Annotated in this window: 23 protein-coding genes; 13 read left to right on the forward strand and 10 right to left on the reverse strand. The window is 37.6% G+C overall.

Annotation, left to right across the window (positions count from 1 at the left end):
• Window positions 1-50: 50 nt before the first annotated feature.
• From ACQKKK_RS18865 to ACQKKK_RS18890, 6 genes are all read right to left on the reverse strand, one after another.
• The gene (locus ACQKKK_RS18865; RefSeq protein WP_427618156.1) at window positions 51-200 is read right to left on the reverse strand and encodes a hypothetical protein; all 150 of its coding nucleotides are present in this window, start codon (window positions 198-200) and stop codon (window positions 51-53) included.
• Entirely contained in the window at window positions 197-328 is a 132-nt protein-coding gene (locus tag ACQKKK_RS18870; RefSeq protein WP_427618158.1) for a hypothetical protein, read from the reverse strand. Before ACQKKK_RS18870 ends, ACQKKK_RS18865 begins: the two co-directional genes overlap by 4 nt.
• A gap of 259 nt (window positions 329-587) precedes the next feature.
• Window positions 588-1172, reverse strand: a complete 585-nt coding sequence (locus tag ACQKKK_RS18875; RefSeq protein ID WP_427618160.1) for a YjgB family protein — start codon at window positions 1170-1172, stop codon at window positions 588-590.
• Window positions 1173-1654: 482 nt separating this feature from the next.
• Window positions 1655-2125: a DinB family protein gene (locus tag ACQKKK_RS18880; RefSeq protein WP_427618162.1), complete on the reverse strand. Its 471-nt coding sequence runs from the start codon at window positions 2123-2125 to the stop codon at window positions 1655-1657.
• Between the two features lie 462 nt (window positions 2126-2587).
• Window positions 2588-2998, reverse strand: coding sequence for a GNAT family N-acetyltransferase (locus ACQKKK_RS18885; protein WP_427618164.1), 411 nt, complete (start codon window positions 2996-2998; stop codon window positions 2588-2590).
• 173 nt (window positions 2999-3171) lie between these two features.
• Entirely contained in the window at window positions 3172-3354 is a 183-nt protein-coding gene (locus ACQKKK_RS18890; RefSeq protein ID WP_427618165.1) for a hypothetical protein, read from the reverse strand.
• Window positions 3355-3563: 209 nt separating this feature from the next.
• On the opposite strand from ACQKKK_RS18890, the gene ACQKKK_RS18895 reads away from it, so the two are divergent.
• Window positions 3564-4457 (forward strand): TIGR01777 family oxidoreductase, encoded by an 894-nt coding sequence (locus ACQKKK_RS18895; RefSeq protein ID WP_427618167.1) that lies wholly within the window; start codon window positions 3564-3566, stop codon window positions 4455-4457.
• 70 nt (window positions 4458-4527) lie between these two features.
• Window positions 4528-5703, forward strand: a complete 1176-nt coding sequence (locus ACQKKK_RS18900) for an LL-diaminopimelate aminotransferase (RefSeq protein WP_427618169.1) — start codon at window positions 4528-4530, stop codon at window positions 5701-5703.
• A 180-nt stretch (window positions 5704-5883) separates the two neighbouring features.
• Here ACQKKK_RS18900 and ACQKKK_RS18905 read toward each other — a convergent pair whose 3' ends face one another.
• Window positions 5884-6126, reverse strand: a complete 243-nt coding sequence (locus ACQKKK_RS18905; RefSeq protein WP_427618170.1) for a hypothetical protein — start codon at window positions 6124-6126, stop codon at window positions 5884-5886.
• 266 nt (window positions 6127-6392) lie between these two features.
• Between ACQKKK_RS18905 and ACQKKK_RS18910 the strand changes: the two genes are divergently transcribed.
• Both ACQKKK_RS18910 and ACQKKK_RS18915 read left to right on the forward strand, forming a co-directional pair.
• Entirely contained in the window at window positions 6393-6665 is a 273-nt protein-coding gene (locus ACQKKK_RS18910) for a phage holin (protein ID WP_427618172.1), read from the forward strand.
• Window positions 6666-6860: 195 nt separating this feature from the next.
• Window positions 6861-7340 carry a C40 family peptidase gene (locus ACQKKK_RS18915; RefSeq protein ID WP_427618174.1) on the forward strand — a complete coding sequence of 160 codons (480 nt, stop codon included), beginning with the start codon at window positions 6861-6863 and terminating at the stop codon, window positions 7338-7340.
• Between the two features lie 71 nt (window positions 7341-7411).
• Here the strand turns inward: ACQKKK_RS18915 and ACQKKK_RS18920 are convergent, their stop codons facing one another.
• Both ACQKKK_RS18920 and ACQKKK_RS18925 read right to left on the reverse strand, forming a co-directional pair.
• Window positions 7412-7948, reverse strand: a complete 537-nt coding sequence (locus ACQKKK_RS18920) for a GDYXXLXY domain-containing protein (protein WP_427618176.1) — start codon at window positions 7946-7948, stop codon at window positions 7412-7414.
• Window positions 7941-8999 carry a DUF2157 domain-containing protein gene (locus ACQKKK_RS18925; RefSeq protein WP_427618178.1) on the reverse strand — a complete coding sequence of 353 codons (1059 nt, stop codon included), beginning with the start codon at window positions 8997-8999 and terminating at the stop codon, window positions 7941-7943. The genes ACQKKK_RS18920 and ACQKKK_RS18925 overlap by 8 nt, the downstream gene beginning before the upstream one ends.
• A 235-nt stretch (window positions 9000-9234) precedes the next feature.
• Here ACQKKK_RS18925 and ACQKKK_RS18930 point away from each other — a divergent pair, with 235 nt between their 5' ends.
• The 9 genes from ACQKKK_RS18930 to ACQKKK_RS18970 all read left to right on the forward strand — a co-directional run bounded on the left by ACQKKK_RS18930 (window position 9235) and on the right by ACQKKK_RS18970 (window position 20474).
• On the forward strand, window positions 9235-9555 hold the full coding sequence (locus ACQKKK_RS18930; protein WP_427618180.1) for a PadR family transcriptional regulator: 321 nt from the start codon (window positions 9235-9237) through the stop codon (window positions 9553-9555).
• Window positions 9552-10103: a DUF1700 domain-containing protein gene (locus ACQKKK_RS18935; protein ID WP_427618182.1), complete on the forward strand. Its 552-nt coding sequence runs from the start codon at window positions 9552-9554 to the stop codon at window positions 10101-10103. The genes ACQKKK_RS18930 and ACQKKK_RS18935 overlap by 4 nt, the downstream gene beginning before the upstream one ends.
• The gene (locus ACQKKK_RS18940) at window positions 10100-10894 is read left to right on the forward strand and encodes a DUF4097 family beta strand repeat-containing protein (protein ID WP_427618183.1); all 795 of its coding nucleotides are present in this window, start codon (window positions 10100-10102) and stop codon (window positions 10892-10894) included. Before ACQKKK_RS18935 ends, ACQKKK_RS18940 begins: the two co-directional genes overlap by 4 nt.
• 148 nt (window positions 10895-11042) lie before the next feature.
• Window positions 11043-12239 carry an MFS transporter gene (locus tag ACQKKK_RS18945; RefSeq protein WP_427618184.1) on the forward strand — a complete coding sequence of 399 codons (1197 nt, stop codon included), beginning with the start codon at window positions 11043-11045 and terminating at the stop codon, window positions 12237-12239.
• A gap of 181 nt (window positions 12240-12420) precedes the next feature.
• The gene (locus ACQKKK_RS18950) at window positions 12421-17079 is read left to right on the forward strand and encodes a hypothetical protein (RefSeq protein ID WP_427618186.1); all 4659 of its coding nucleotides are present in this window, start codon (window positions 12421-12423) and stop codon (window positions 17077-17079) included.
• Window positions 17080-17766: 687 nt separating this feature from the next.
• Window positions 17767-19497, forward strand: coding sequence for a hypothetical protein (locus tag ACQKKK_RS18955; RefSeq protein WP_427618188.1), 1731 nt, complete (start codon window positions 17767-17769; stop codon window positions 19495-19497).
• Window positions 19498-19504: 7 nt separating this feature from the next.
• Complete coding sequence (locus ACQKKK_RS18960) at window positions 19505-19657, forward strand: hypothetical protein (RefSeq protein WP_427618190.1); 153 nt, start codon at window positions 19505-19507, stop codon at window positions 19655-19657.
• 69 nt (window positions 19658-19726) lie between these two features.
• On the forward strand, window positions 19727-20080 hold the full coding sequence (locus ACQKKK_RS18965) for a hypothetical protein (RefSeq protein ID WP_427618191.1): 354 nt from the start codon (window positions 19727-19729) through the stop codon (window positions 20078-20080).
• Between the two features lie 160 nt (window positions 20081-20240).
• A complete protein-coding gene (locus tag ACQKKK_RS18970; RefSeq protein ID WP_427618193.1) occupies window positions 20241-20474 on the forward strand; it encodes an excisionase family DNA-binding protein in 234 nt (77 codons plus the stop codon).
• A gap of 344 nt (window positions 20475-20818) precedes the next feature.
• Here the strand turns inward: ACQKKK_RS18970 and ACQKKK_RS18975 are convergent.
• A protein-coding gene (locus ACQKKK_RS18975; protein ID WP_427618194.1) for an IS3 family transposase occupies window positions 20819-21969 on the reverse strand; the annotation gives its coding sequence in 2 pieces (ribosomal slippage) (window positions 20819-21720 and window positions 21720-21969; 1152 coding nt in all).
• Between the last annotated feature and the right edge of the window lie 19 nt (window positions 21970-21988).

A 21988-nucleotide genomic window follows, 5' to 3' on the forward strand; every position in this document is an offset into this window, starting at 1 on the left:
ACCAAAGGTCTTTATAGTTACGTTTGTTGATTTCTGAGAAACGTGTTTGGTTATCCTCGTTCTCCGTCTTCGTAGTGGTCGGAAGTTCCCATCCAATCCATGCCATACTTATCAAATGCGTTATTTAGCAAGCTTTCAAGACTCTGTGATCCCTCGGCATCATCGGATTGAGTGGTATGTGCATGATATTCCCCCTTCATCCATCTGCTTCCCGGATTGTCTGATTGTCTTCTGCCTCTTTTGCAGCAATGGCGACCGAAAGACCTTGAAAAAGGATGGCTATGCTTAGAACCGATACTGTGAAAGTCCTGAATTTATTAATCATCATACCGACACCCTCCATATATTGAAATAACGTAGAACAAGCTAATTTTATTGTGAAAATATTAAGAATCCGTTTGGTGGGAGTATGGTTTTTGTAAATGGAATGATTGGTTCGATTCCATTGAAGGATTAACAGCAAAAGACTTTATTTTGGATGGTAACAGTGGGTTGGAAGATGAAAGTGAAAGAAGGGGGCTTGAAACAAAAAAGGCTGAAGAGAAAATATTCTTTCTCTTCAGCCTGCAACGATTTTGCTGCAAATATTATTTAGCTTCGAGTAAATTGATATGATCTACAGTTTGATCTTCACCGACAATGAATTGCAGTTCATAATTTCCTGTCTTGTAAATGTAGTTGATTTCATTCGTACTGGAAATATGGCGTATTTCGTCAGCGCTGCCGAGTTGTTTCCCTAACACTTTAGGTGTGATGCTTCCTAGATTATGATCCCGTTCTACATTTGTCCCAAAATATCGGATTTGTGAGATGGTCTTGTCATTGTTATAGGCAAATGCAAATCCTGGGTGCCCCATTTCTGCATGGTAATAGTCAAAATTTTCATCGGTTTTACCTGGTTCAGGGGGGGAACCAAATGTCTCATATACTTCTTTTTGGTTGTTTTCACTAATTTTCAAACCCTTGGCAGTATAAGGCATTTCTCCTGAAAAGGCTTTGTTGTAGATTTCATGTAAGGTGGTAAGAGCGTGTTCTTTAGCTATGCTAGAAGTGGAACTCATTGTGGTTGCAGCCGCAACAGGTTCTGTTGAAAACGATGCACCTGCCCCAAAAAGAGTACTGGTTAGAATAACTGCGCTAACCATTCTGGCCGCTGGTTTTTTAGATAACATTTCTTATCCCTCCTATATCGGTACTTTTCCACAATTTCCTAAAAATGAAACATTTTCTTGGTGATCAATTTTTTCCGTTCACATAGGTTATAGAAAAATTTTTGAGATGAATTGTTTTTTACAAAGGTTGTTACAGAAGCCCATCGCACAAAGTCCTTTCCCCTCTTAATTGTAGTCCGATGGCAACAGAGCTTTGCGCCGAAAAGGTTCCGGAGTTCCGGGATATGGACATTTCACAGCCTGTCATCATGTGTGAAAATTGTTGAACTGTGAGACTTATACATTTAGAGAATATTTTACGATGATTATAGATTTGATTAGCATAAAATCATAATTTTTCACTAATGAGTGGTTAGAATAGTGCGGAGTTACCTTGAAGTCAGGTTATAGATATCTTAAGGATTTTTCATGCCGTATATGACACGGCTGCAAAATAAAAAGGGTGATTCACCATGATGAAATACCCTTTGAAAATGATGCAGTTAATCCCAAATGCTAATTCTAGGAACTCCGGCAGCTCTTAAGTAGTCCAATAATTGACCAGTATGTACCGACTCATGATAAGCGATTCTAAGTAACATGTCTCCTAAATCTCTTATATATCCCATATTAGAGCGATCAATTTTAATATTGGATAAGTCGTCTTCGCTGAAGGATTTTATTGTTTCCAAAAAATCACGCCTGTAAGGTTCAGCAAAGTTTAATTCTGCTTCGACAGAGATAATTGGCTGTTTTTCGAATGGTGATTCATAAACTGATAAGCTACCTTGATTTTTAATAGATAAATGATAGTAATGCTCACTATCAAGGACATGTCTAACCATTTCTATACAATTCATTGCCTTGTCATCTGGTTTCCAATGTAGAGTGTCTTTAGGTATTGAATTCCATAGTTTAATGTTTCTTCTTCTGACCTCTTCCAGATTTAAGATGATTAGTTCTATTGATTTCATAATTTCCTCCTCTTTAAGCAGTGTATATCATTACTATTACTATACACGGATTGATGCCAAATTTATTGGTGAATTTGAAAAATGAGGAAAATCTAATGATTGTTCGAAGTTGTATATTAATGCGTATTCTTTATAAGCCAAGGAAGGACATATGGGCGGAGGGATTCGTTCAATTGGATTGTCCGTGAATAAATGTAGAACAGATCATTTTAATGAAGCAGCCTAGAGAGGAATTAGATCATGATTAAGGTTTAATAGACTACAGGGAAAATGCCTATGAATCCTTGTAGAATTTACAGGCGATTTCATTCCCTTGTTGTTCATTATATGGAGGAACACAAGATTCATATATCCGTGTAATCCTAATATTCATTATTTGAGAGTTCAATTGATGAAGGATAAAACAGAATGTATTTTAATCGATTTCTTCGTATTTCGGTGATAGAGGGCAGGAGGACCCTTTTAAATCAGTGATTGAATTAGAATGTCATCATGATAAATTAAAATCGGTTTAAATCCAAAGTCTTTAAATTTTTGCAATGCTTCAGGGTTATCTTTGTTCACAAAACCGGATACGACAAGGATCCCTTTTTTTCTCGAATAAGCTACTAATTCTGGTAAAAGGGATTGCAGATTTCCCTTTCCTCTATATTTCTTCTCAAGCACTATATAATTAATATGTGCCACTTTAGATAAATAAAGATTATAACAAAGAAATCCCACTATTTTACCTTTATCATTACAAATCACAAGTACCTTATGTGACTTTTGCAAAATTTCATTCACTGTATCAGACGAAACCCGAAAATTACTTACCGTAATTTCCGTTAATTTCTTGATGTCTTTTTTAGGTTTCCAGTCTCGAAAGTACATCGTAACTTCTCCTTTATCTCTATTGGATATAACAGTTATTTATCAGAAATATATAGCTAGAACTTGTAAATACATAACCAAAGCTTAGCAATCAGTATTAATGTTTTATTAATATGGAATCCCTTTAGAATATTCCAAAGGGATTCCATGTTAATCTTTAAAAAAGAAACCTCTTAAAAATCCCCTTTAAATTCTTTGTTTGAATTACCTTTATTGTTTTTTAATAAATTTTCCAAGACTCTTATCAAGCCAGCCCTGCGGTTGTTTCCACTTTTGGAATTGCCGCTTCTAAAATTATCAGTTCTAAAATTACCAGTTCTAGAACTAATTGTTCTTCTTAGTTTTTTATTCGACACTGTAATCATCCTTTTGTTTTATAAATTTACACATTACTAATTTATGTGTAAATTCCCCTTTTGCTTGGACAAGTTCATTAATTATTGGAACCGTGGTAGACACCATTTAATGTAATAATATGGTATAATTTTTGTGAAGTAATTCACAAAAATGATGTTACTGGTTATTACTCGAACTATTAACACATAACAGAAAGCGGGTTGGGTATATGCTGAATAAAGTGGTTTTAGCTGGCGGGACTGGTTTTGTCGGTCAATACTTTGAAAAACATTTCAGGAATTTGGGATATGAGGTAAGAGTCATCTCCAGGCTGCCCCCGCATATCAGATGGGAAGATAAAGAAGGAATAAGGGAAACAATCGATAATTCGGATATGTTAATCAACCTCGCCGGAAAAACAGTCAATTGCCGCTACAATGCCAAGAATAAGAAAGAAATCTTAGATTCACGAACAAATACGACTGAAGTGCTCGGACAGGCGATTGAACAATGTGAACATCCTCCTTCATTATGGATAAACTCAAGCACGGCAACCATATACAGGCATGCTGAAGATAAACCAATGACAGAAGAGGATGGTGTAATCGGTTCAGGTTTTTCCGTTGATGTAGCAAAAGCGTGGGAGCGCTCATTTTTCGATTTCCGATTACCCAAGACGAGACAAATTGCTTTACGGATCGCCATTGTATTGGGCGATGGGGGAGTGATGACCCCTTATAGGAATTTGGTTAAATTCGGCCTGGGAGGACATCAAGGATCAGGAAATCAGAAATTCAGTTGGATACATATAGAAGACTTATTTAACATTGTCCTATTTCTGAGAAAGAATGAGGAGTTGAGCGGGGTGTTCAATTGTTCATCGCCGCATCCAGTTACAAATCGTGAACTGATGGCCCATTTGAGAAAGAACATGAATAAAAGGATAGGAATGCCTTGTCCAACACCCATGCTTGAAATGGGGGCTTTCTTTATGGGGACCGAAACGGAATTGATATTAAAAAGCCGCTGGGTCATACCTGAGAGGTTGGAAAAGGAAGGGTATGCATTTAAATTCCATCATCTTGATGAAGCTCTTCATCAGATACTGATGAACTCCAATTAAGGGTATAAAATATTGTAGATTGATTGCTATAATGATAGATATAAGATCATTAATGGAGGGGAAGCGCAGAATGAATATGGCTCCATCAGAAAAAGTCGGAAGATTCAAAACAGGGATATTTTCAGAGTTGGCGACCCGCAAGCGGGCAGCGATGAAACGAGGGATAGATGTTATCGATTTGAGTGTGGGAAGTCCGGATTTACCACCGCCTGATTTTGTCGTGGATACGCTTGTGAAGTATGCGCAGGATCCTAATTCCTATGGATATACGTTAAAAGGTACACCTGAATTCCATGAGGCAGTCCGTTACTTTTATCGGCAGCGTTACGGAGTGGAACTGGATGCAGAAAAGGAAGTCCTTCAACTGATGGGATCACAGGATGGTCTTGCACACTTGGCAACGGCGATGATAAACCCGGGAGATTATGTGCTGGTGCCAGATCCGGGATATCCAATTTATGAAGCGAGTGTAGAGCTTGCCGGCGGAATCATTCATCCGATGGCGCTCACTGCGGAGAATGGATTCCTGCCGCAGCTCAACGGAATTCCGGATGAAATAGTGAAAAAAGCGAAAATGATGATCATTAGTTATCCGGGAAATCCAGTCACCGCCCTTGCTGATGAAGATTTCTTTTCAGAAGTTATATCGTTTGCGGAAAAGAATGAGATCCTAGTGGTTCACGATTTTGCTTATTCTGAGTTGATTTTTGATAATCATCCACAAATTAGTTTTATGTCCATTCCTGGTGCCAAGGAAGTGGGGATTGAATTTAATTCACTTTCCAAAACATTTAATATGGCCGGCTGCCGTATTGGGTATGTGGTTGGCAATCGCGATGTGCTGAACATCTTGGGAACATTGAAATCACACATTGATTATGGGGTTTTTTATCCCATCCAAAAAGCTGCCGAAATGGCGCTTACTTCCAACCTTTCGCTGCTATCCGATCAGGTTAAGGAATACGAATCCCGGCGTGATGCCTTGATATCAGGCCTTGCCGAAGGGGGATGGAAAGTACCGCAGACCTCAGCGACCATGTTTATTTGGGCCAAAGTTCCAGCTGGTTGGAAATCACGCGATTTTTCCTATGCACTGATTGAAAAAGCAGGAGTTACAACCGTTCCTGGAGATGCTTTTGGGAAACAGGGTGAAGGGTATGTCCGGATGGCTTTGGTCCAACCGGCTGAGAGGTTGAAAGAAGCTGCTGAACGGATTCGATTGTTTTTGGAGGAATATCGAGTGTAAAAGATGTCATTAGTAAGGGGAAATAAAGGCATATCACTCCAGGATTTCACCCTCATGTAAATATGGGGAAAATTGGAGTCAAAACCAAGTATCATGCCTATCGTTGATTTATGTGCATTACATTAGGATAAAAGAACGTTCAATCATGGATCGAACGTTCTTTATTTTTGTTTCTACTGCTTAATTATTTTTTGTGACTTTATTTAAAATGAAATAGGCTGATACAGCAGAGATTGAAGCAATTATCATTAAAGGCATTTTCGAACTTTGCCCAAAAATGACCTCATTGGATAATGTACCGCCGATATGTCCTGATCCTGAAAAGTCCGGGGCATATGCAGCAGTTAGAATAAATCCGGATAAAACTTGTAATATCATGAATATCAATAAGAAACTAATCGTGAAAAAAAGATACTTTTTCATTTTACACCTCCTTATTCATGTACGGATGTCCTGTGTAAAAGTTACAAAATTTTACACTTTTGGTAAAAGGAATTGTTTTCTCTCACTCTAGTTTTCTAAAACTACTTTTTTGATGTTTAAGAGAAGGTCCATCCTCGGATGGACCTTTTTAAGAGTGAATTTCATGGAATTTCCGAACGTAAAATGGACAAGCAGCATAATATATAGCAAGTCTGTAACTATTTTTCAATAAAGTGGACTTAATATGATAGGTAGGGGGAAAAGCAATGATCAACTGGAAAGTGCGCCTTAAGAATCCGACATTTATATTCACTGTACTCCTTCCAGGGCTTTTATTTTTGGCGCAGATGGTTGCAGCGTTCATAAACAATTTCATTACCCCGATAGGCTTTAGCATAACTGATGATGCAATTAACGGGGCATTAGGCATCATTAACTTCATAGCGCTTACTTTCTTTGGGGTCGGCGGTGTGGTCGATCATACCACGAAAGGTGTAAGCGACAGTGAAAATGCTCGACAATACGAGAAGCCCAAGTAATGGCCCTGATTCTTTAATCTATTAAAAGAGAAGAATATACCAGATCACACCGTACTAGTTACACAACGGGGTTATCTGGTTATTTGTTTTCTTGTAGGGATGATGGGGGGACGGATGAAATTTTTTTGGTCTCAAAACTGAAATGCAACATACATTTAAAATTGTGGTTCATTTTCAGTTTGGGGAGGAAAAAGAATGAGTTATAGTTTATCAGTTTCAAAATGGCTTGCTGCCATAGTTTTACTTGGGGCATTGTTGACGGCATTCATATTCAGTCCGGCTAATGCTTCAGCTTCTATCAATTATGGTGATGAAGTTGCTGCTTTGGCAAAGAAGCAGGTGGGAAGCTCTTATAAATACGGAGGGACGACACCAAAAGGGTTTGATGCAAGTGGTCTTACCCAATATGTATATAAAAATGCCGCGATAGAAATGAAGATTCCGAGAACGAGTGCGGAACAGTATAAAATCGGAAAGGCCGTGAAACAAAAAGACTTAAAAGCGGGCGATTTGGTCTTCTATGCTACAGGTCAGAAAGGGCAGGTCTCCTTTGTTGGAATCTATTATGGAAATGGTACATTTATCGGGACCACGACCAAAGGAGTTAAGGTGGTCAAAATGAGTGATACGTATTGGAAAGAAAAATATATAGGGGCAAAACGAGTCATTAAGTAACAATTTGATGTTCAGATAAAAAGTACAGCAAATAAAAGAGCATCGATTCAGATGCTCTTTTTGCTAGTCATTCATTCAATGATAATGTCCGTTAATACAACATTGCCATTACGAACCTTTACCACGGCCACTGAAGGATTGGCCAATGCGTCCTTCTCCATTTCCTTAGCCTTTTCTTCGGATGCGAAATAATTGTCCAGACCGTATCTAATATGAATGGTTTTAGCATTTTGCAGGTCATAAGGGATTTCCAATTCCCCTTTTAGGAAAATGCCATTGCCGGGTTTTTCTTTCGTTACGGAATCGACATCATATAGTCCATCGGTGTTTTGTTTTAAACGTACATATACTTTTTTATAATCACCCGTATTTCTTATATTGAAATCGGATTTAATCGAGCCATCGAGTTGTGATGGCTTAACGGATTCAATTTCGTATTGCAATGCCACATAGCTGCCCCTAAACAAGTCAGTCGGATCGACCGGGGCAGTTTTGATCTTGATTACATCGCCTGTCATCGTTGTCCAGACCGGAGGAAGCGCCAAGACTAAAAGAATCAAGACTGGAATGGTAAATACGATGAGTGGCCGGAATGATGGTTTATTCATTAAGTTCTCCACCTTTTTTTCGTCGATTTTCAAAGAAGAAGCCAAAACCGATAAGCATGATGCCGCCGATGATGAATGTAAGCGACTTTGGCAGGAAGTCAAAGGAATCGATGTAATATCTGAAAATCAGTGCACAGATGATCACGATACTGGTCAAACTGCCTTTTAGAATGAGATATAGCAGAAAAACGAAATAAGCTAGAGGGAACCAGATAGAAAAATCAAAGGTGAGAAAGAGTGCAGTAATACCATGTAACATATGCCCTTGTATGTGGGTGATGTTTTGTAATTTAGTTCTTACTGGAATATAGGCCAGCAGAATTCCCAACACAAACAGAATGGAAAGGACAATCGTATTCGAGTTTTCAAATTCCAGCTTCGGAACGGATTCCATTAGAAATAAGGCAATTGTATTGATGGCTAAAGCGTTAATGAAAAATGTCAGGTACTTAGGATAATCAAATTTCTTTAACAGAATGTATAAAGCCGGTAAAAATACAAGAATGGCAAGCGGATAAGACGTTTCATCAACGAAGATACTTCCGTTAATATAAATGAAAAGCAGGAAAGATGTAAAAAGAAGGATAAAGACATCCTTTAAATAGTAACCGATGAATACCGTTCCGATGGCCCATAATAAAAAGGAACTGTTGAAATTGATACTAATGTTAAACATCTGCTCAATTAGAAAAATCCCTGCACCAAATATTAGAATACCTGCATAATGCAGACTTCGTGACGTTTTGGGAAAGCGTGCCTGCCACTTCACACCAGCAAAGTTCACTGCGATGAGGCATGCAATGATAAGTAGGAATTTAACGGCTTTATTCAAATAAATCCAGTTACTGGCGACAAAGGTCAATACTCCTAAACCTAAAAGAAGTGCCCCGATGGATAATAGAATAGTAATGAAGCTCAAATTACCTTTTACATCATAGGAGCCTAGCATCCTCTCTTTTTCTTGAGTGGAGATGACTCCTTCTTTTTCAAGGTAATTAAATTCATGTTCAAGAAACTCGAATTTCTTTTTGGTTATTTCTTTTTTGGACAAAATATTTCCCCCTTCCATATTTTACTATTATACAACTTATTCTCTTACAGCTATGAATATATGTTAATTCTCTTCTACCCTCATTGGATTGCATGTAAGATCAAAAATAAAATATTTTCAGTACCTTGCAATAAATAGTACCATATGGTAAATTACTTACATAAGATGTATTGTTCGTTGTTAAGTACTGTTTATTGAACTATACTAAAAAACTTATGGAAGGAGTGTTGGCGCTATGAATGTACAATTTAAGAAAGGTGTCTTGGAACTGTGTGTCCTGGTCTTACTGGATAAGCAGGACCGCTATGGCTACGAACTTGTACAGAAAATTTCAGATCAAATCGAGATATCGGAAGGGTCGGTATATCCACTTTTACGACGATTGACGAAGGAAGAGTATTTTACGACTTATTTGCAAGAATCAACAGAAGGGCCACCGCGCAAGTATTATAAGTTAACCGACAAAGGCCGGAGATACCTTAAAGAGTTGCTGACGGAATGGAATGAATTTTCCAATGGGGTTAACCAATTAATCAAGGAGGGTGTGAACCAATGAATAAAGAACAGTTTTTAAAGCAGTTGAATGAATCTTTAATAGGGCTTTCTTTAGAGGAACAGGAAGATATCCTCCAAGATTACGAGGAGTATTTCGCGATTGGAATGGAAAAAGGGAAGACAGAGCAGGAAATTTCCACTTCCCTTGGGAATCCTAAACAGATTTCCAAGGAGCTGTTGGCATCCTACCATCTTGGTCAGGTCGAACAATCGACTTCTGCCGGTAATGTAATGCGGGCCGTTTGGGCAGTCATTGGTTTGGGATTCTTTAATTTAGTGATCGTTTTAGGACCTTTTATGGCATTGGTCGGAGTTGTTGTTGCAGGATGGGCATCGGCGATAGCGTTCATTCTTGCTCCGTTGGGCGTTATTTTCAACCTTGCAGTGGGCAACTTTCAATTATTCGATCTGTTCTTCGCATTGGGGCTAAGCGGGATTGGCATTTTCATTGCCATGGGAATGTTTGTCGCTACGAGCGCTTTAACCAAAGGTTTTATTCGTTATTTAAAATTTAATGCTTCCCTTGTGAAAGGCGGTTTGAAAAAATGATTAATGTTAAAAAGTTATCAATCATTGCACTTGTATTGTTATTGGTCGGAGTAATAGGGAGTCTGTTTACTTTTTTCCAAGTGACGGATAAGAAAACGACTACAGAGGAAAAAACGGTTTCAGAGATCGTGACGGACGTTCAGGTCGACACTGACAATGCAGCTGTAGAGATTATTCCAACGAAGGATAAGGATACCAGGATAGAGTTGGTTTCAAAAGGTGTGGATGTTTCCAAGCTGGATTTCTCTGCAGATGTGGAAGGCAAGAAGCTTTCGGTAAGATTAAAAGATCGACGTACTTTTAGCTTTGGTTTTCAAATTCAATCCTTACATTTAAAAGTGTATGTGCCCGAGAAATCTTATAAGTCCTTTGTCGTTAAAAGTGATAATGGAAAAGTGCAAATGAATGAACTGGAGATAAAGAATCTGAACGTGGAATCTCAAAATGGCCGTGTTGAATTAAATGATATAATAACCGAAAAAGTCAAAGTGAAATCTGCTAATGGAAGAGTAGATCTTAATAATGTAGAGGGAAATCTGGTTGGGTCATCGAATAACGGTAAAATCTCTCTTGTCACAAAAGACTTGGATCGGAATATTCAATTGGAAAGTGACAATGGGAAAATCATGATTAAAACAGATAAGGAGCCGACCAATACAACCTTTGATGTTCATGTTGACAATGGGAAAATCGATATTCTCAATAAATATGATAGGAATGTTGTCATTGGCAAAGGTGAAAACTTAGTGAAATTGGAAACGAATAATGGGAAAATCGAAGTAACGAAATAATCGTGAAGCGTGAAAATTTGCAAGAGGCCCAGTGTCATACTGGGCTTTTCTTTTGATATATATTTAGGTACACGAAATAAATCATTCGCTTATTTTAACCATTTTTAGTAAACTGGCAATGACTATTATAATTAGAAGGTGAAGGGATATGAGGGAAACCTTAGTGGATGAACGGGTAAGAGGGAATGACAAAATCTGGACACGTGACTTTATCATGATCTGTTTGGCAAATCTGTGCATCTTCATGGGATTTCAAATGACGATGCCGACCCTTCCGCTGTTTGTTGAGAAGCTTGGTGGTGATGACCGCCTGGTGGGGGCTGTCCTTGGAATCTTTACTTTTTCGGCCTTGCTTGTTCGGCCAATTGCCGGCAGATTATTGGAAACGAAGGGAAGGCGAATCGTTTTTATTATCGGGTTAGCCATTTTCGCATTGTCCGTGGGTTCCTTCGGTTTTATGGGCAGCATCGGCTTGTTATTCATGATGCGGATTATCCAGGGCGTCGGCTGGGGATTTTCTTCAACGGCTTCAGGAACAATAGCTTCCGATATAATCCCCGCGAAACGGCGTGGTGAGGGGATGGGTTATTACGGTTTATCGGGTAACTTAGCATTGGCATTCGGTCCATCATTGGGTCTATTTCTAGTTACGGTCCTTCCGTTTCAAGAGTTGTTCCTGATCTGTTCATTATTAGGATTGTTTGCCATCATTTCAGCATCACTTATTCGATATCAAAAAGTGGATAGTGATCCTTCGACGGCAGTGGCAGCCAAAAGATTCGATATATATGAAAAAAGTGCCCTTCAGCCATCTTTGCTCATTTTCTTCATTTCCGTCACATTTGGTGGAATTGCAACCTTCCTTCCTCTCTATACAGCGGAAAAAGGTGTAGATGGAATTCAATGGTACTTTTTAGTATATGCAATGGCCCTTATGGTCACGAGATTATTCTCGGGTCGATTATATGACCGAAGGGGACATCGGGCAATATTCATTCCTTCAACAGTGCTCATCATGGCTGGGATGTTGCTGCTTGCGTGGATGCCGGGTGAAGCGGTCCTTTACATCGCGGCAGTGCTTTATGGATTTGGGTTCGGCTCCGTTCAGCCGGCGCTTCAGGCATGGTCTATTGAAAAGACGGCACCCAATCGAAAGGCGATGGCGAATGCAACATACTTTTCCTTTTTCGATCTTGGAGTGGGCATAGGTGCCATTGTGTTCGGACAAATAGGCTATCTCTTAGGCTATAGAAGCATCTATATCACGGCAGCAGTCTCGATTTTCATTTCAATGATCGTTTATTTATGCATTATCAGGAGCGAGGAAAGGCAAAAATCAATTTAAGGACGTTGGATGACTTCAGTTGAAGTCATTCTTTTTTTGAGTCAGGAGGAACACACTGGTTTCCGTTGTTTTATCATGGTGCCATCCTTAATATTTAAAAAATGGAAAAACTTTGTTATTATCAAAAGGAGACTATACATACGATGATATAAGGTCTAATAGAAGGAAGGGGAATCTTGGGATGAATGATTCTTCAAACGAAGAAATGACATTAGAAAGAAGGAAGCGCATTTTCCAAGAGGAGCTGGGTGTTTTATGGGAAAGGCGGCTCATCCCTAAATCAGAATATATCCGGGTTAGCAGGGCATACGAAAGGCATTTTCAATTAGCCCTCTATAATCAAAAGCGCTTAGAGCATGAAAAAAAGAAATCCATTCAAGGACCTGAGACGATTATCGGTGAAAGTCCCGAGAAGAAGGTTCAAGATAGCCTGATTGAAGAATCTTCACTGGAATTACTGGAATCTGGTGGATTGAAAAAATCGATATTGAAAGATGAGAAGACCGAATATGAACCTAATGAATCAGTTTTGGAGGATAGTCTTGAACCTATCAAGGGACTCCCTGAAAGGAAACCGGTTATTCAACAGCAGGCAATCAAGCGGGAAAAACCAGCAAAACCGAAGAAAACACCTGAGCAGATCAGGGAACGGAATATCTCTGTCATCCTGCTTACGGGGGTCATATTGCTTCTGTTCGGCGGGGTGATTTTGGCAACCTCTTCATGGGGGGATTTGAATGCGGTCCTGAAAGTTTTGTTCATTGGAATGGTATCCGGCATTTTTGCGGGAATGGCCTTCATCGCTTCAAAGCTGAAAATTAAACAGACCGCTTTTGCATTCCTGACGCTAGCGGGTTTATTTATTCCGATAACGATTTTATCAGCTTCATATTATCGAATTTTTGGAGAGTACCTTTCACTTAATGGTGGGGGGCGGGGGCTTCTGGGGTTTCTTGGAGGATTACTCTGCTTAGCCATTTATTTTAAGATCGCTGACTACTTTAAGTCGAAAATATTCATATTCATTTCCATATTCACGTTCGGCATTACCTGCTATTTCGGTTTAGCTTTTGTGACGCCGACTATCGAGTGGATGTTTTTGACGATTGGCATTCTTAACTTAATACTTTTATGGAATATTGAACAATTGAAAAATCAAAAAGCATTAACGTTATTCAAACCATACATTTTTCAATTCTTCCAGTTTAAGATCATCGTAGAAGCCTTTGCGATCTTGACGTTATTTTCAAGTAACTTTGTGTATTCGCTAACGTTGATGGTCTTTTCTGTTTTGTTTTTAGTTTTTTCCGTTAAATTTCAAAAGAAATATTATGAAATGGCTTTTAGTGCCGTTTTCACTTATGGATATATCCATTTTGTTTTTAATTCATTTTTAAGTGTGTACGCGGTCATTGCTTTTGCACTTGTACCAATCATTTTTACCGCTCTTTCAAAATATCTGACCAAATTCAAAATGACTAAGCTTTCCAAAAATTTCATGGTTACCAGTTTGATTGAGAGCGGGATCGTCTTCCTATATATAAACGCAATGGTGTACCAGGAAAACTATGCGCAAATATTCATCGCGCTCATGATAGTATCCGCACAGCTTGTCTATGTCTCCCTTCAATCGAGAAATTCAAGCTTCACGTACCCGGCGGTTGTTGTTTTCAACTTAGCGTTCGTATATCTTTTCTTTGCCTTGCCAGTCTCTTTTTCTACCGTTTTAAATCTGACTTTTATCCTTCAAGTCACTCAATATCTTGGATTATATTTATATAACCGTCACCCAAGGTACAGCCTGTTTAAGAGGAGTATCTTACTTATCTCCCCAATGATTATGTTAATGATACTGGCCAGTAAATTCAGCGAGATGGATTGGCTTGCAGTTAGCGCCGCCCTCGCCATGATCTCTGGACTTCTCTTCATCACATATATAAAAGACGATACAAAGCATATGAAGGAAAACGCCATTTACGGATTTCCAATCACTTTCGTTCTGGCTTTGGTTGCTTTCTATCCATATTTGTTGGAAAGTTTAGAGTGGGCCCGTTCAAATATCCCGGTCAGCCTCTATTTAATGGGGGTTTCCCTGATTTGCATCGGTGGGGCTTACACATTAAAAAAGGGATATCATAAATTCTTTCCTGTTTTTGCATATAGTGGTCAGATTCTTTCCTTCATTTTCTTTTTATGGATTCCGTTCGATTCACTGAATCCATTAGAGGCAAGCGGAGTGATTGCCGTAGCTGCTGCAATAAACGGTTGGTCCGTCCATATACATCGGAAGCACATATTCTGGGTGCCTGTCGTGATTACAAGTGCCGGCCTATATGCTTCGCTCTACGATGTTTTTGATTTTGGTTCAATGGTGTTGAAGATTGCGTTCGTGCTGATCGGCCCTATTATCTTTTTCCTTTTTGGGGAATGGCTTGGGAAATATTCGAAAAATGGGAAACTGTACTTCCTTTATGCAAGTCACCTTGCCAATATACTGGCGATTCCTATTGGATATTTGCTCATTGTCCATACTGAAAGTTCACCGTTCCTATATGCTGCACAGCTGTTGATTTATATTTTGAGTGTCTGGCGGGCACAGTTGAAATGGGAAAAATACGTTTTTACGTACCTAGGGTTTTCAGTTCTTTTCCTACAGGTCCACTTATTTTTGGCAAACATGGGGCAAAAGGCATTCATTACATCAATATGCATGATGATAACAGCAGGAATCATATCCATTCTGTGGTCGGTTTCCAATAAGAATTGGAAAGGCATCATGGAGTATTATCTTATTCCATTCATTCATTTAGGAATAAGCATATCCATATTGGAAACGGCAATCCGGGATTTTCCGCTTAACTGGGAATTGGTCTGGGTAGGAGTGATGACTGTACAGTTCTTGTTTGCCTGGTATCTGCTCATGAAAAGGAATTGGCGGAACTATGTAGTGGTTCCTCTAAGCCTGGCGTTCATTTTCTACAATATGTATGTAAATACATTACCCCTGATTATGACGATTATCGTATTATTTTTATGCACGGCTGTGATGGTGTTTGCCAGCAGTCGCCATTTCAAAGGATTGGTCAGCCAAGAGGAATCGAAGAGATTCATTGATTATTATAGGATTTATGGCTTGTTATATCTGTGTACTCTGAATCTGGAAGTGTTTACGAGCGATACAGGTACTGCGATTTTGGGGATTTTTGTTTCCCTGCTGTTGCCTAGCTACTTCATCCTGATGAGAAGGCTCACGATCTATAAGAAAGAAAGAAGCATTTACTCAGGGATAGCGGCCATCATCGGACTTTTTCCGTTTATCATTATCAAAGACTATGCACATACATTCCCAATCTTCACGAGTTTGGCTGTTCTTATTGGATGGATGGCAGGAATGTTGTTGTTGAGCAGGTTGTATTCAAGCGGGTTACTCAAGAAAAACGAATCAGGCATCACCGGCTTTGATCCCTTCAGAATCTATGGTTTATTCTTTATGATCGATATAAATGTAGAGGTTTTTAATAAAACTGATCAACTGTTACTCAAAGTCTTGGTATCGCTCTTGTTAACCGCTTATTTCATTTTCCTGAGAAGCTTCACAAAGGAAAAGCAAGAAAGGAAAATCTATTCCAATATTGCTGCTATAGTCAGTCTATATCCTTTCCTAATCATCGTCATCTATGCCGACAGCCTCTCGGTTGTAATGGGAATGATGGTCCTTTTCAGCTGTATGTTAGGGATGCTGCTTTTAAGCCGACGTTATTTCACTGGATTAATCAAAAGGGAAGAAACAGGTATAACCATCGATGCATACAGAGTATATGGCCTGCTATTTTTACTTGCCATGAATAGGGGAGTTGCAGTAACTGAAACACCAAGCCAGTTACTCCAGGTTTTTGCATCACTCTTGATCACGGTTTACTTCATCCTGATTGGCAGTTTCACAAAGGATGTAAAAGAAAAGGGCATCTATGTTTGGCTGACGGGAATTCTCAGTTTGTATCCGTATTGGACCATCATCAAGTATGCGGACACATTACGGCCTTTCGTTGAAACGACAATCCTTTTTGGGTGTATGGCCGTGATGGTACTATTAAGCAGGAAATTCTTTAAAGGCATGCTGAATAAAGGCGGGGCAGGAATTCAATTGGATTTTTACAGAGTCTATGGTCTGTTGTTTCTTCTTGCCATGAACATGGATGTTTTGACTGGGGAATCACATTTCATTCTCGAAATCATCGTGGCACTTCTGATTCCGGTCTATTTCATTTTAATGAGAAGCACGACGACAGGAACGATGGAAAGAAAAATCCAGTTGGCTGCAGCGATATTGTTCAGTCTATATCCTTATTGGGTCATCACCGATCAATTTACGATACCAGCGGTACTTGAGGAGGAGGTAAATATTCTGCCGCTGTTCATTATCAGCACCATTCTGCTGAGGAAAATCTTTGTTAAAGGAAAAATCACACAATATATTGAGATTGGTATTGTTTTTCTCCTGTTTTTAATTTTGATCATTGATGCAATGGCGGGCAACACCTTAAATGATGCGCTCATTATCGGAACAGTTTCATTGGCTGCTATGCTTTTTGGATTCATGATGAAATACAAATCCTATTTCATCGCTGGAACTGGCACCATTTTATTCAATGTCTATATGAATACCAATTCGATGTGGGGCGAGATGCCATGGTGGCTGTATTTAATCATCGGCGGAGGGCTGCTTATCGGAATTGCATCTCTCTTTGAATGGAAAAAACAAAAAGACAACCGGACATCGAAGGAGGTTCTTGAGAAAAATAAACAAAGGATCAAGAATTGGTTCAATCGTTGGAATTAATAAAGAAGGAAAATTGGGCAAAATAAAAACGCTTGGGTATCCAAGCGTTTCAGACTGTAGACAAACTCGTTAATAATTGAGCTTGTATACAGTTTTTTTGGTTGCGTTCTTCCAGGGACTCGCTTTCTGCGGTCGGTCCGGGAGCCTCCTCGGGGGTCCATTGCGCCTGTAGGGTCGGCCTTTTACTTACAAACTATCTAAGGCTTCCCGAAACCAATCGATTTTCGATTCCATTAATTTAAAAAAGATGGACAATTGGACAAGGCAAGGCAGAGGCCCCATCGCAACAAACTGAAACGCTTGGCATACCAAGCGTTTCTAGTGGACCTTAAGACGAACAAGAACTGCATGAAGAACAGCTAGAAGAGGAATATAATCTGGAAAAACCATGCTTAGGCTGTAAAAATAGGATTGATACCAATTACATTTTAGATATAGTTAATGTAGAATTATTTGCTTTAATTGATAGATTAAAAAGCACACCTTCCTCTGATAAAACATTACGAATTAAATATACACACATGATTCGAACACTATCCTATATATTAATGGATTTTAAAAGAGCTTATGATAAGTATGATTCAGGGTATATTCGTAGCTTTATAGACTTAAATAAGCTAAGATCCAGTTTTCAAGAATTGGAACAAACCAAGTTCTTAAGAATTGAAGAAGAGGTGAATGCTTAATATGGTAGCCTCAATAGGAAATATGGAAAAGGGACTATTTATTTATGAGGATACGTCAAATTCTTTAGTAGAAAGAAAATATATTCGTTATAAAAAAGAGGATTTGTCAGTATATAAAGATAAATTTAATGATTTAATTGGTGAAGGAATAATTGAAGAGAATAGTTTATTTGAAGACCGAGAGTGGAAAGGTTTTGGAAACCAACATTATGAAACTTTTGATTTTACGGAAATAGAATTTAATCAACATCTATATTTGCCTTTAAAATGTTTTGTTATTATACAATTACATGATAAAAGGATGGTCGTTGATACTGTTCATTCAGATCTAAATTACATTTTAAATATGGTAAAAAGAACAAGTGCATATAATAAGCAATTACTAAAAGGCTTTATTGAATTTGTCGAACTAAAAAGTTTAGAAACACAGAGAGGTTTAATTCATTATAAACATCCTAATTTAGCCTTTATTTATTTTAATCCAATTAATGATTCTAAAGAGTATATAGAAATATTAATAGAATTTAAGGATACGTATAGATTAGGAGAAGTAAGAGAAATACCTACATATTCAAACTTTATCCTTTTTGATGAAATCATTCACGATTTTATGACGAATACGACACCGAATTTGCGTGTAAAATATTATCCCATCTATATTTGGTGGAGACTCACTTCGGTTATCCCAATTCGCCCAATCGAATTTATAGAAATATTGAATGAAGGAATAAGGTATGAAGCAAAAGAGGATGCTTATTACATTCTAATCCCAAGAAGAAAAAAATCCCCTGATCCGATTAATAAAAGTAAACATGCAGCTATTCAACATGAATTGAAAATAAGTAAAGAAATGTATAATATCATCGGAAATTTCAGAAAATTAGCTAAGTTAGAGTGTGAAAAATATTTATTTCCAACATCGTTTTACAGAAAATTTTTAACGCGAGAAAATCTTAGCATCAGATACCTTCATTATACGGAACATATGAACTGGCAACAGATGACGACTCTCTTAGATCGTTTTTTTGATGAAGTAGTGAATTCACAATATGATATCGAAGTAGTCCAAACAAGAGATGAATTAGATAGGGAAAATGAACATAAGACAATTAAGCGTTTCAATTTAGGGGATACTCGTCATATGTCTATATGCATGATGATGATGCAGGGTTTTAGTGAGTTAACCATCGCTCAAATGGCCGGTCATAATAACATAAGGACTCAATCTCATTATTCATCCCATATTGATGATTTTCAAAGGTCTTATTCAGGGCTATTAGAGAAAAGTATATTACAGAAAATGAATTTAGACGACCAATCTGGTTTTGGTAGTTTTACCTTTCGGCAAAAGCAATTACTCTTCTATTCAAATAGTGACAATTCAAAAGCAAGAAAGATAAGTTTTGGCTATTGTCATTCAAAGAATTTTCCTAACGAATGTTTCAGTAAAGATTGCATTTTCTGTAACAAATTCCAAATAGACTTATCAAATCTTTCTGAAAATGAAATTAAAGTTTTAAACAATAGAATAACGAAAATCCAAGATGAAATTCAAGTGAAGTTAAATTTTATCAAGAAATATTATAGTACAGCATTTAAAAAGAAGACAGATGCAATCAATAGTAACGTTAGTGACATGAAGGAACTGGAACGTAACGCCATAAATTTAAATATTTTAATGAATCAAGAAGTCATGATGAAAACTCATTTAAAGAAGCAGAAGGAGATTTAATCGGATTATGACAGCACAAGAAAATAAAGGTGGTAGGCCTAAAAAATACATATATGAAGAACTTAAAGAAGCACTACTTGAATATGCTCATGAACATATTGGAGGCCAAATCAAACTTGCGAATTTAGGTCGTGAAACTAAATTTCCACAATATGTATGAAAAAACAATAAAGAAATTCGAAAGGATATAGAACGTATAAATAAAACACCAATAGAAGTTGTTGGGTTTATGAAAGAACAGGCTTTTATCGTTAGTGCAGAAGACTTAGTAAATAACAATTTCAACAATAAAAAAAGACTAATAGATGCAGTAAATCAAATTATCAATGCTTATCAAACCACATTTGAAAAAGCACTACGAGTAGAAGGATTAGAGCAAGCTCTATATAGCAAAGAAAAAGAAATCGATAATTTAAAAAGAGAAGTCGAGTTTTACAAAAACAAATACAAAGAAATGACCGTACATAGTACAACGATAAAAGGTAGAGAAGAACATGAGTTGAAAGAAAACGTACTTGATATTGAAAAATATTATCAAGGAAAAAGTGAGACGGAAGATGAATTAGCAGATTTATTTAAGTAATAGAGAATAACAGCTTGATTAGAAAAGTCATCGGTTCACTCATAAAATAAAGGGCTGCATTTGACAATAGAGAAGAAACGAGAAAAGAAGAAATAAAGTAACTGCTGCTAAATTAAGTTATAATAGTCTCTATAAAGATAGTAGTAGGAGTGACGGAATAGTGTATTTAACAGTAGAGGAAACGGCTGATTATTTATCGGTGTCTGTACCATATGTGGAGAATTTAATTTTACAAGGAAAAATACGAGTTGTGCATGATGCTGAGGGTGTAGTATTGGTCTATAAGAACCAATTTAAGACACATTTTGAGCAGCTTAAGAAATATAAGATGTTAGTAGAAGAGTTGAATAATGAACCAATTCCGGAAGATATAGATATTAAAGATGAAGACTAAAAATAATTTACTGAATTCTGGTTTAACAAAATTATTTAGATGAATAATCAAGAGATGCTAGGTTTTCTGAAGGTAAAATCCTTTAATAAATATCAACAGTAGCACCTATATGGATCTGATAATATCTATATTAGTAAACCTTGTTAACTCTTTTGGTGTCATAGAAGAAACACATCTAATATTAGCGACAGACCTGAGTGTATGGTTTTGTAAAGATTGATTTACTTTATAAAAAAGAACTTAAACCCTTATTAAAATGAACTTGTATTTTTTTGTAATTTTTTGATACTATAAGCATTAGGACTGGATTTGAGTCAATATTTTGGACACAAAAAAGTTAAATCTTAAGCTGTATTTCTAATTTGATCTTCAATGGCTTGTAGGGTTTTATATCCTAAGCTGCTGTGAATTCTTTTTCGGTTATACCAACCTTCAATAAATTGGAAGATGGCTAATTTTGCTGTTTGGTAGTCTAGATACTGTACGTGGTTGACTTCTTCTTTCTTTAATATCGCATGAAAGGATTCAATACAGGCATTATCGTACGGACAACCTTTCTGGCTAAAGGATTGCTTAATATGATGGTTTTGGATATGTTGAGTAAACTCACTACTTGTATATTGTGAGCCAAGGTCCGTATGAAGAACTAAGCCCTCCCTGGGCTTTTGTGATAAGTGTGCGTTATTGAAAGCTTTTATGACCAGTTCTGTCGTCATAGAACGCGAAAAGGAGTACCCTACTATTTTCTTAGAATGAAGATCCAAAACCGAAGCTAAATAACACCATCCGTCTTTTAACGTGTGGATATACGTAATATCAGCTACCCATTTCTCATTAATAGTCCGGGTGGTAAAGTCTCGTTTAAGCAAATTATCTAACTGAATAACCTTTTCTTTAGATGGATAAGGACGGTATTTTTTCTTAGTAATAGAACGAATTCTTGCCTTGCTCATTAAACGTTGAACACGCTTAAGGCTTAGGGAAAACCCTTTGGTTAATAAGCATTCATGAATCTTTGGAGCCCCATACCTTCCTTTGCTTTCCAGGTAAAAGAGATGAATTTCCTTCGTGAGTTCTTGGTTTTCCTGTTCACGATTGGATACGACTATTTGAAGGGACTGATAATGGCTGCTTCTTGGGATTTCTAATACTTCACACATTCTCTGTACAGGGTATAGATTCCTATTTTCCTCGATAAATTCGGTAAGATCTGTCTCGGTTATTTTTTTGCGAATATGGCCATAGCCTTTTTTAAAATTTCAACTTCCTGCTTTAACCGAAGGTTTTCCTTCTGTATGGCGGCTAATTCCTTCGGAGTTATAGACTCTTCCCCTAAATCGATAGGGGTAAATTCTTTAACCCATTTATAAATAGTTACGTCTGATACGCCATATTCGCCACTTAATTCTTTTACTGAATTACCCGAGTGATAAAGATCTACAATAGTCTTCTTGAATTCATTATTATATTTTTCACATGTATTCTTACGTTCCAAGACGGACACATCCTCTCAA

Origin of the sequence: Peribacillus sp. NPDC006672, assembly GCF_050274955.1 — a bacterium.
GTDB lineage: Bacteria > Bacillota > Bacilli > Bacillales > DSM-1321 > Peribacillus.

What these genes read in the sequence shown, in the direction of transcription:
- ACQKKK_RS18885 (WP_427618164.1), bottom strand. Translation starts at nt 2,998, where the DNA reads ATGTACTTTCGAGACTGGAAACCTAAAAAAGACATCAAGAAATTAACG.
- ACQKKK_RS18930 (WP_427618180.1), top strand. Translation starts at nt 9,235, where the DNA reads ATGAATGTACAATTTAAGAAAGGTGTCTTGGAACTGTGTGTCCTGGTC.
- ACQKKK_RS18955 (WP_427618188.1), top strand. Translation starts at nt 17,767, where the DNA reads ATGGTAGCCTCAATAGGAAATATGGAAAAGGGACTATTTATTTATGAG.
- ACQKKK_RS18920 (WP_427618176.1), bottom strand. Translation starts at nt 7,948, where the DNA reads ATGAATAAACCATCATTCCGGCCACTCATCGTATTTACCATTCCAGTC.
- ACQKKK_RS18905 (WP_427618170.1), bottom strand. Translation starts at nt 6,126, where the DNA reads ATGAAAAAGTATCTTTTTTTCACGATTAGTTTCTTATTGATATTCATG.
- ACQKKK_RS18935 (WP_427618182.1), top strand. Translation starts at nt 9,552, where the DNA reads ATGAATAAAGAACAGTTTTTAAAGCAGTTGAATGAATCTTTAATAGGG.
- ACQKKK_RS18915 (WP_427618174.1), top strand. Translation starts at nt 6,861, where the DNA reads ATGAGTTATAGTTTATCAGTTTCAAAATGGCTTGCTGCCATAGTTTTA.
- ACQKKK_RS18910 (WP_427618172.1), top strand. Translation starts at nt 6,393, where the DNA reads ATGATCAACTGGAAAGTGCGCCTTAAGAATCCGACATTTATATTCACT.
- ACQKKK_RS18870 (WP_427618158.1), bottom strand. Translation starts at nt 328, where the DNA reads ATGATGATTAATAAATTCAGGACTTTCACAGTATCGGTTCTAAGCATA.
- ACQKKK_RS18880 (WP_427618162.1), bottom strand. Translation starts at nt 2,125, where the DNA reads ATGAAATCAATAGAACTAATCATCTTAAATCTGGAAGAGGTCAGAAGA.
- ACQKKK_RS18960 (WP_427618190.1), top strand. Translation starts at nt 19,505, where the DNA reads ATGACAGCACAAGAAAATAAAGGTGGTAGGCCTAAAAAATACATATAT.
- ACQKKK_RS18895 (WP_427618167.1), top strand. Translation starts at nt 3,564, where the DNA reads ATGCTGAATAAAGTGGTTTTAGCTGGCGGGACTGGTTTTGTCGGTCAA.
- ACQKKK_RS18865 (WP_427618156.1), bottom strand. Translation starts at nt 200, where the DNA reads ATGAAGGGGGAATATCATGCACATACCACTCAATCCGATGATGCCGAG.
- ACQKKK_RS18945 (WP_427618184.1), top strand. Translation starts at nt 11,043, where the DNA reads ATGAGGGAAACCTTAGTGGATGAACGGGTAAGAGGGAATGACAAAATC.
- ACQKKK_RS18965 (WP_427618191.1), top strand. Translation starts at nt 19,727, where the DNA reads ATGAAAGAACAGGCTTTTATCGTTAGTGCAGAAGACTTAGTAAATAAC.
- ACQKKK_RS18875 (WP_427618160.1), bottom strand. Translation starts at nt 1,172, where the DNA reads ATGTTATCTAAAAAACCAGCGGCCAGAATGGTTAGCGCAGTTATTCTA.
- ACQKKK_RS18950 (WP_427618186.1), top strand. Translation starts at nt 12,421, where the DNA reads ATGAATGATTCTTCAAACGAAGAAATGACATTAGAAAGAAGGAAGCGC.
- ACQKKK_RS18940 (WP_427618183.1), top strand. Translation starts at nt 10,100, where the DNA reads ATGATTAATGTTAAAAAGTTATCAATCATTGCACTTGTATTGTTATTG.
- ACQKKK_RS18900 (WP_427618169.1), top strand. Translation starts at nt 4,528, where the DNA reads ATGAATATGGCTCCATCAGAAAAAGTCGGAAGATTCAAAACAGGGATA.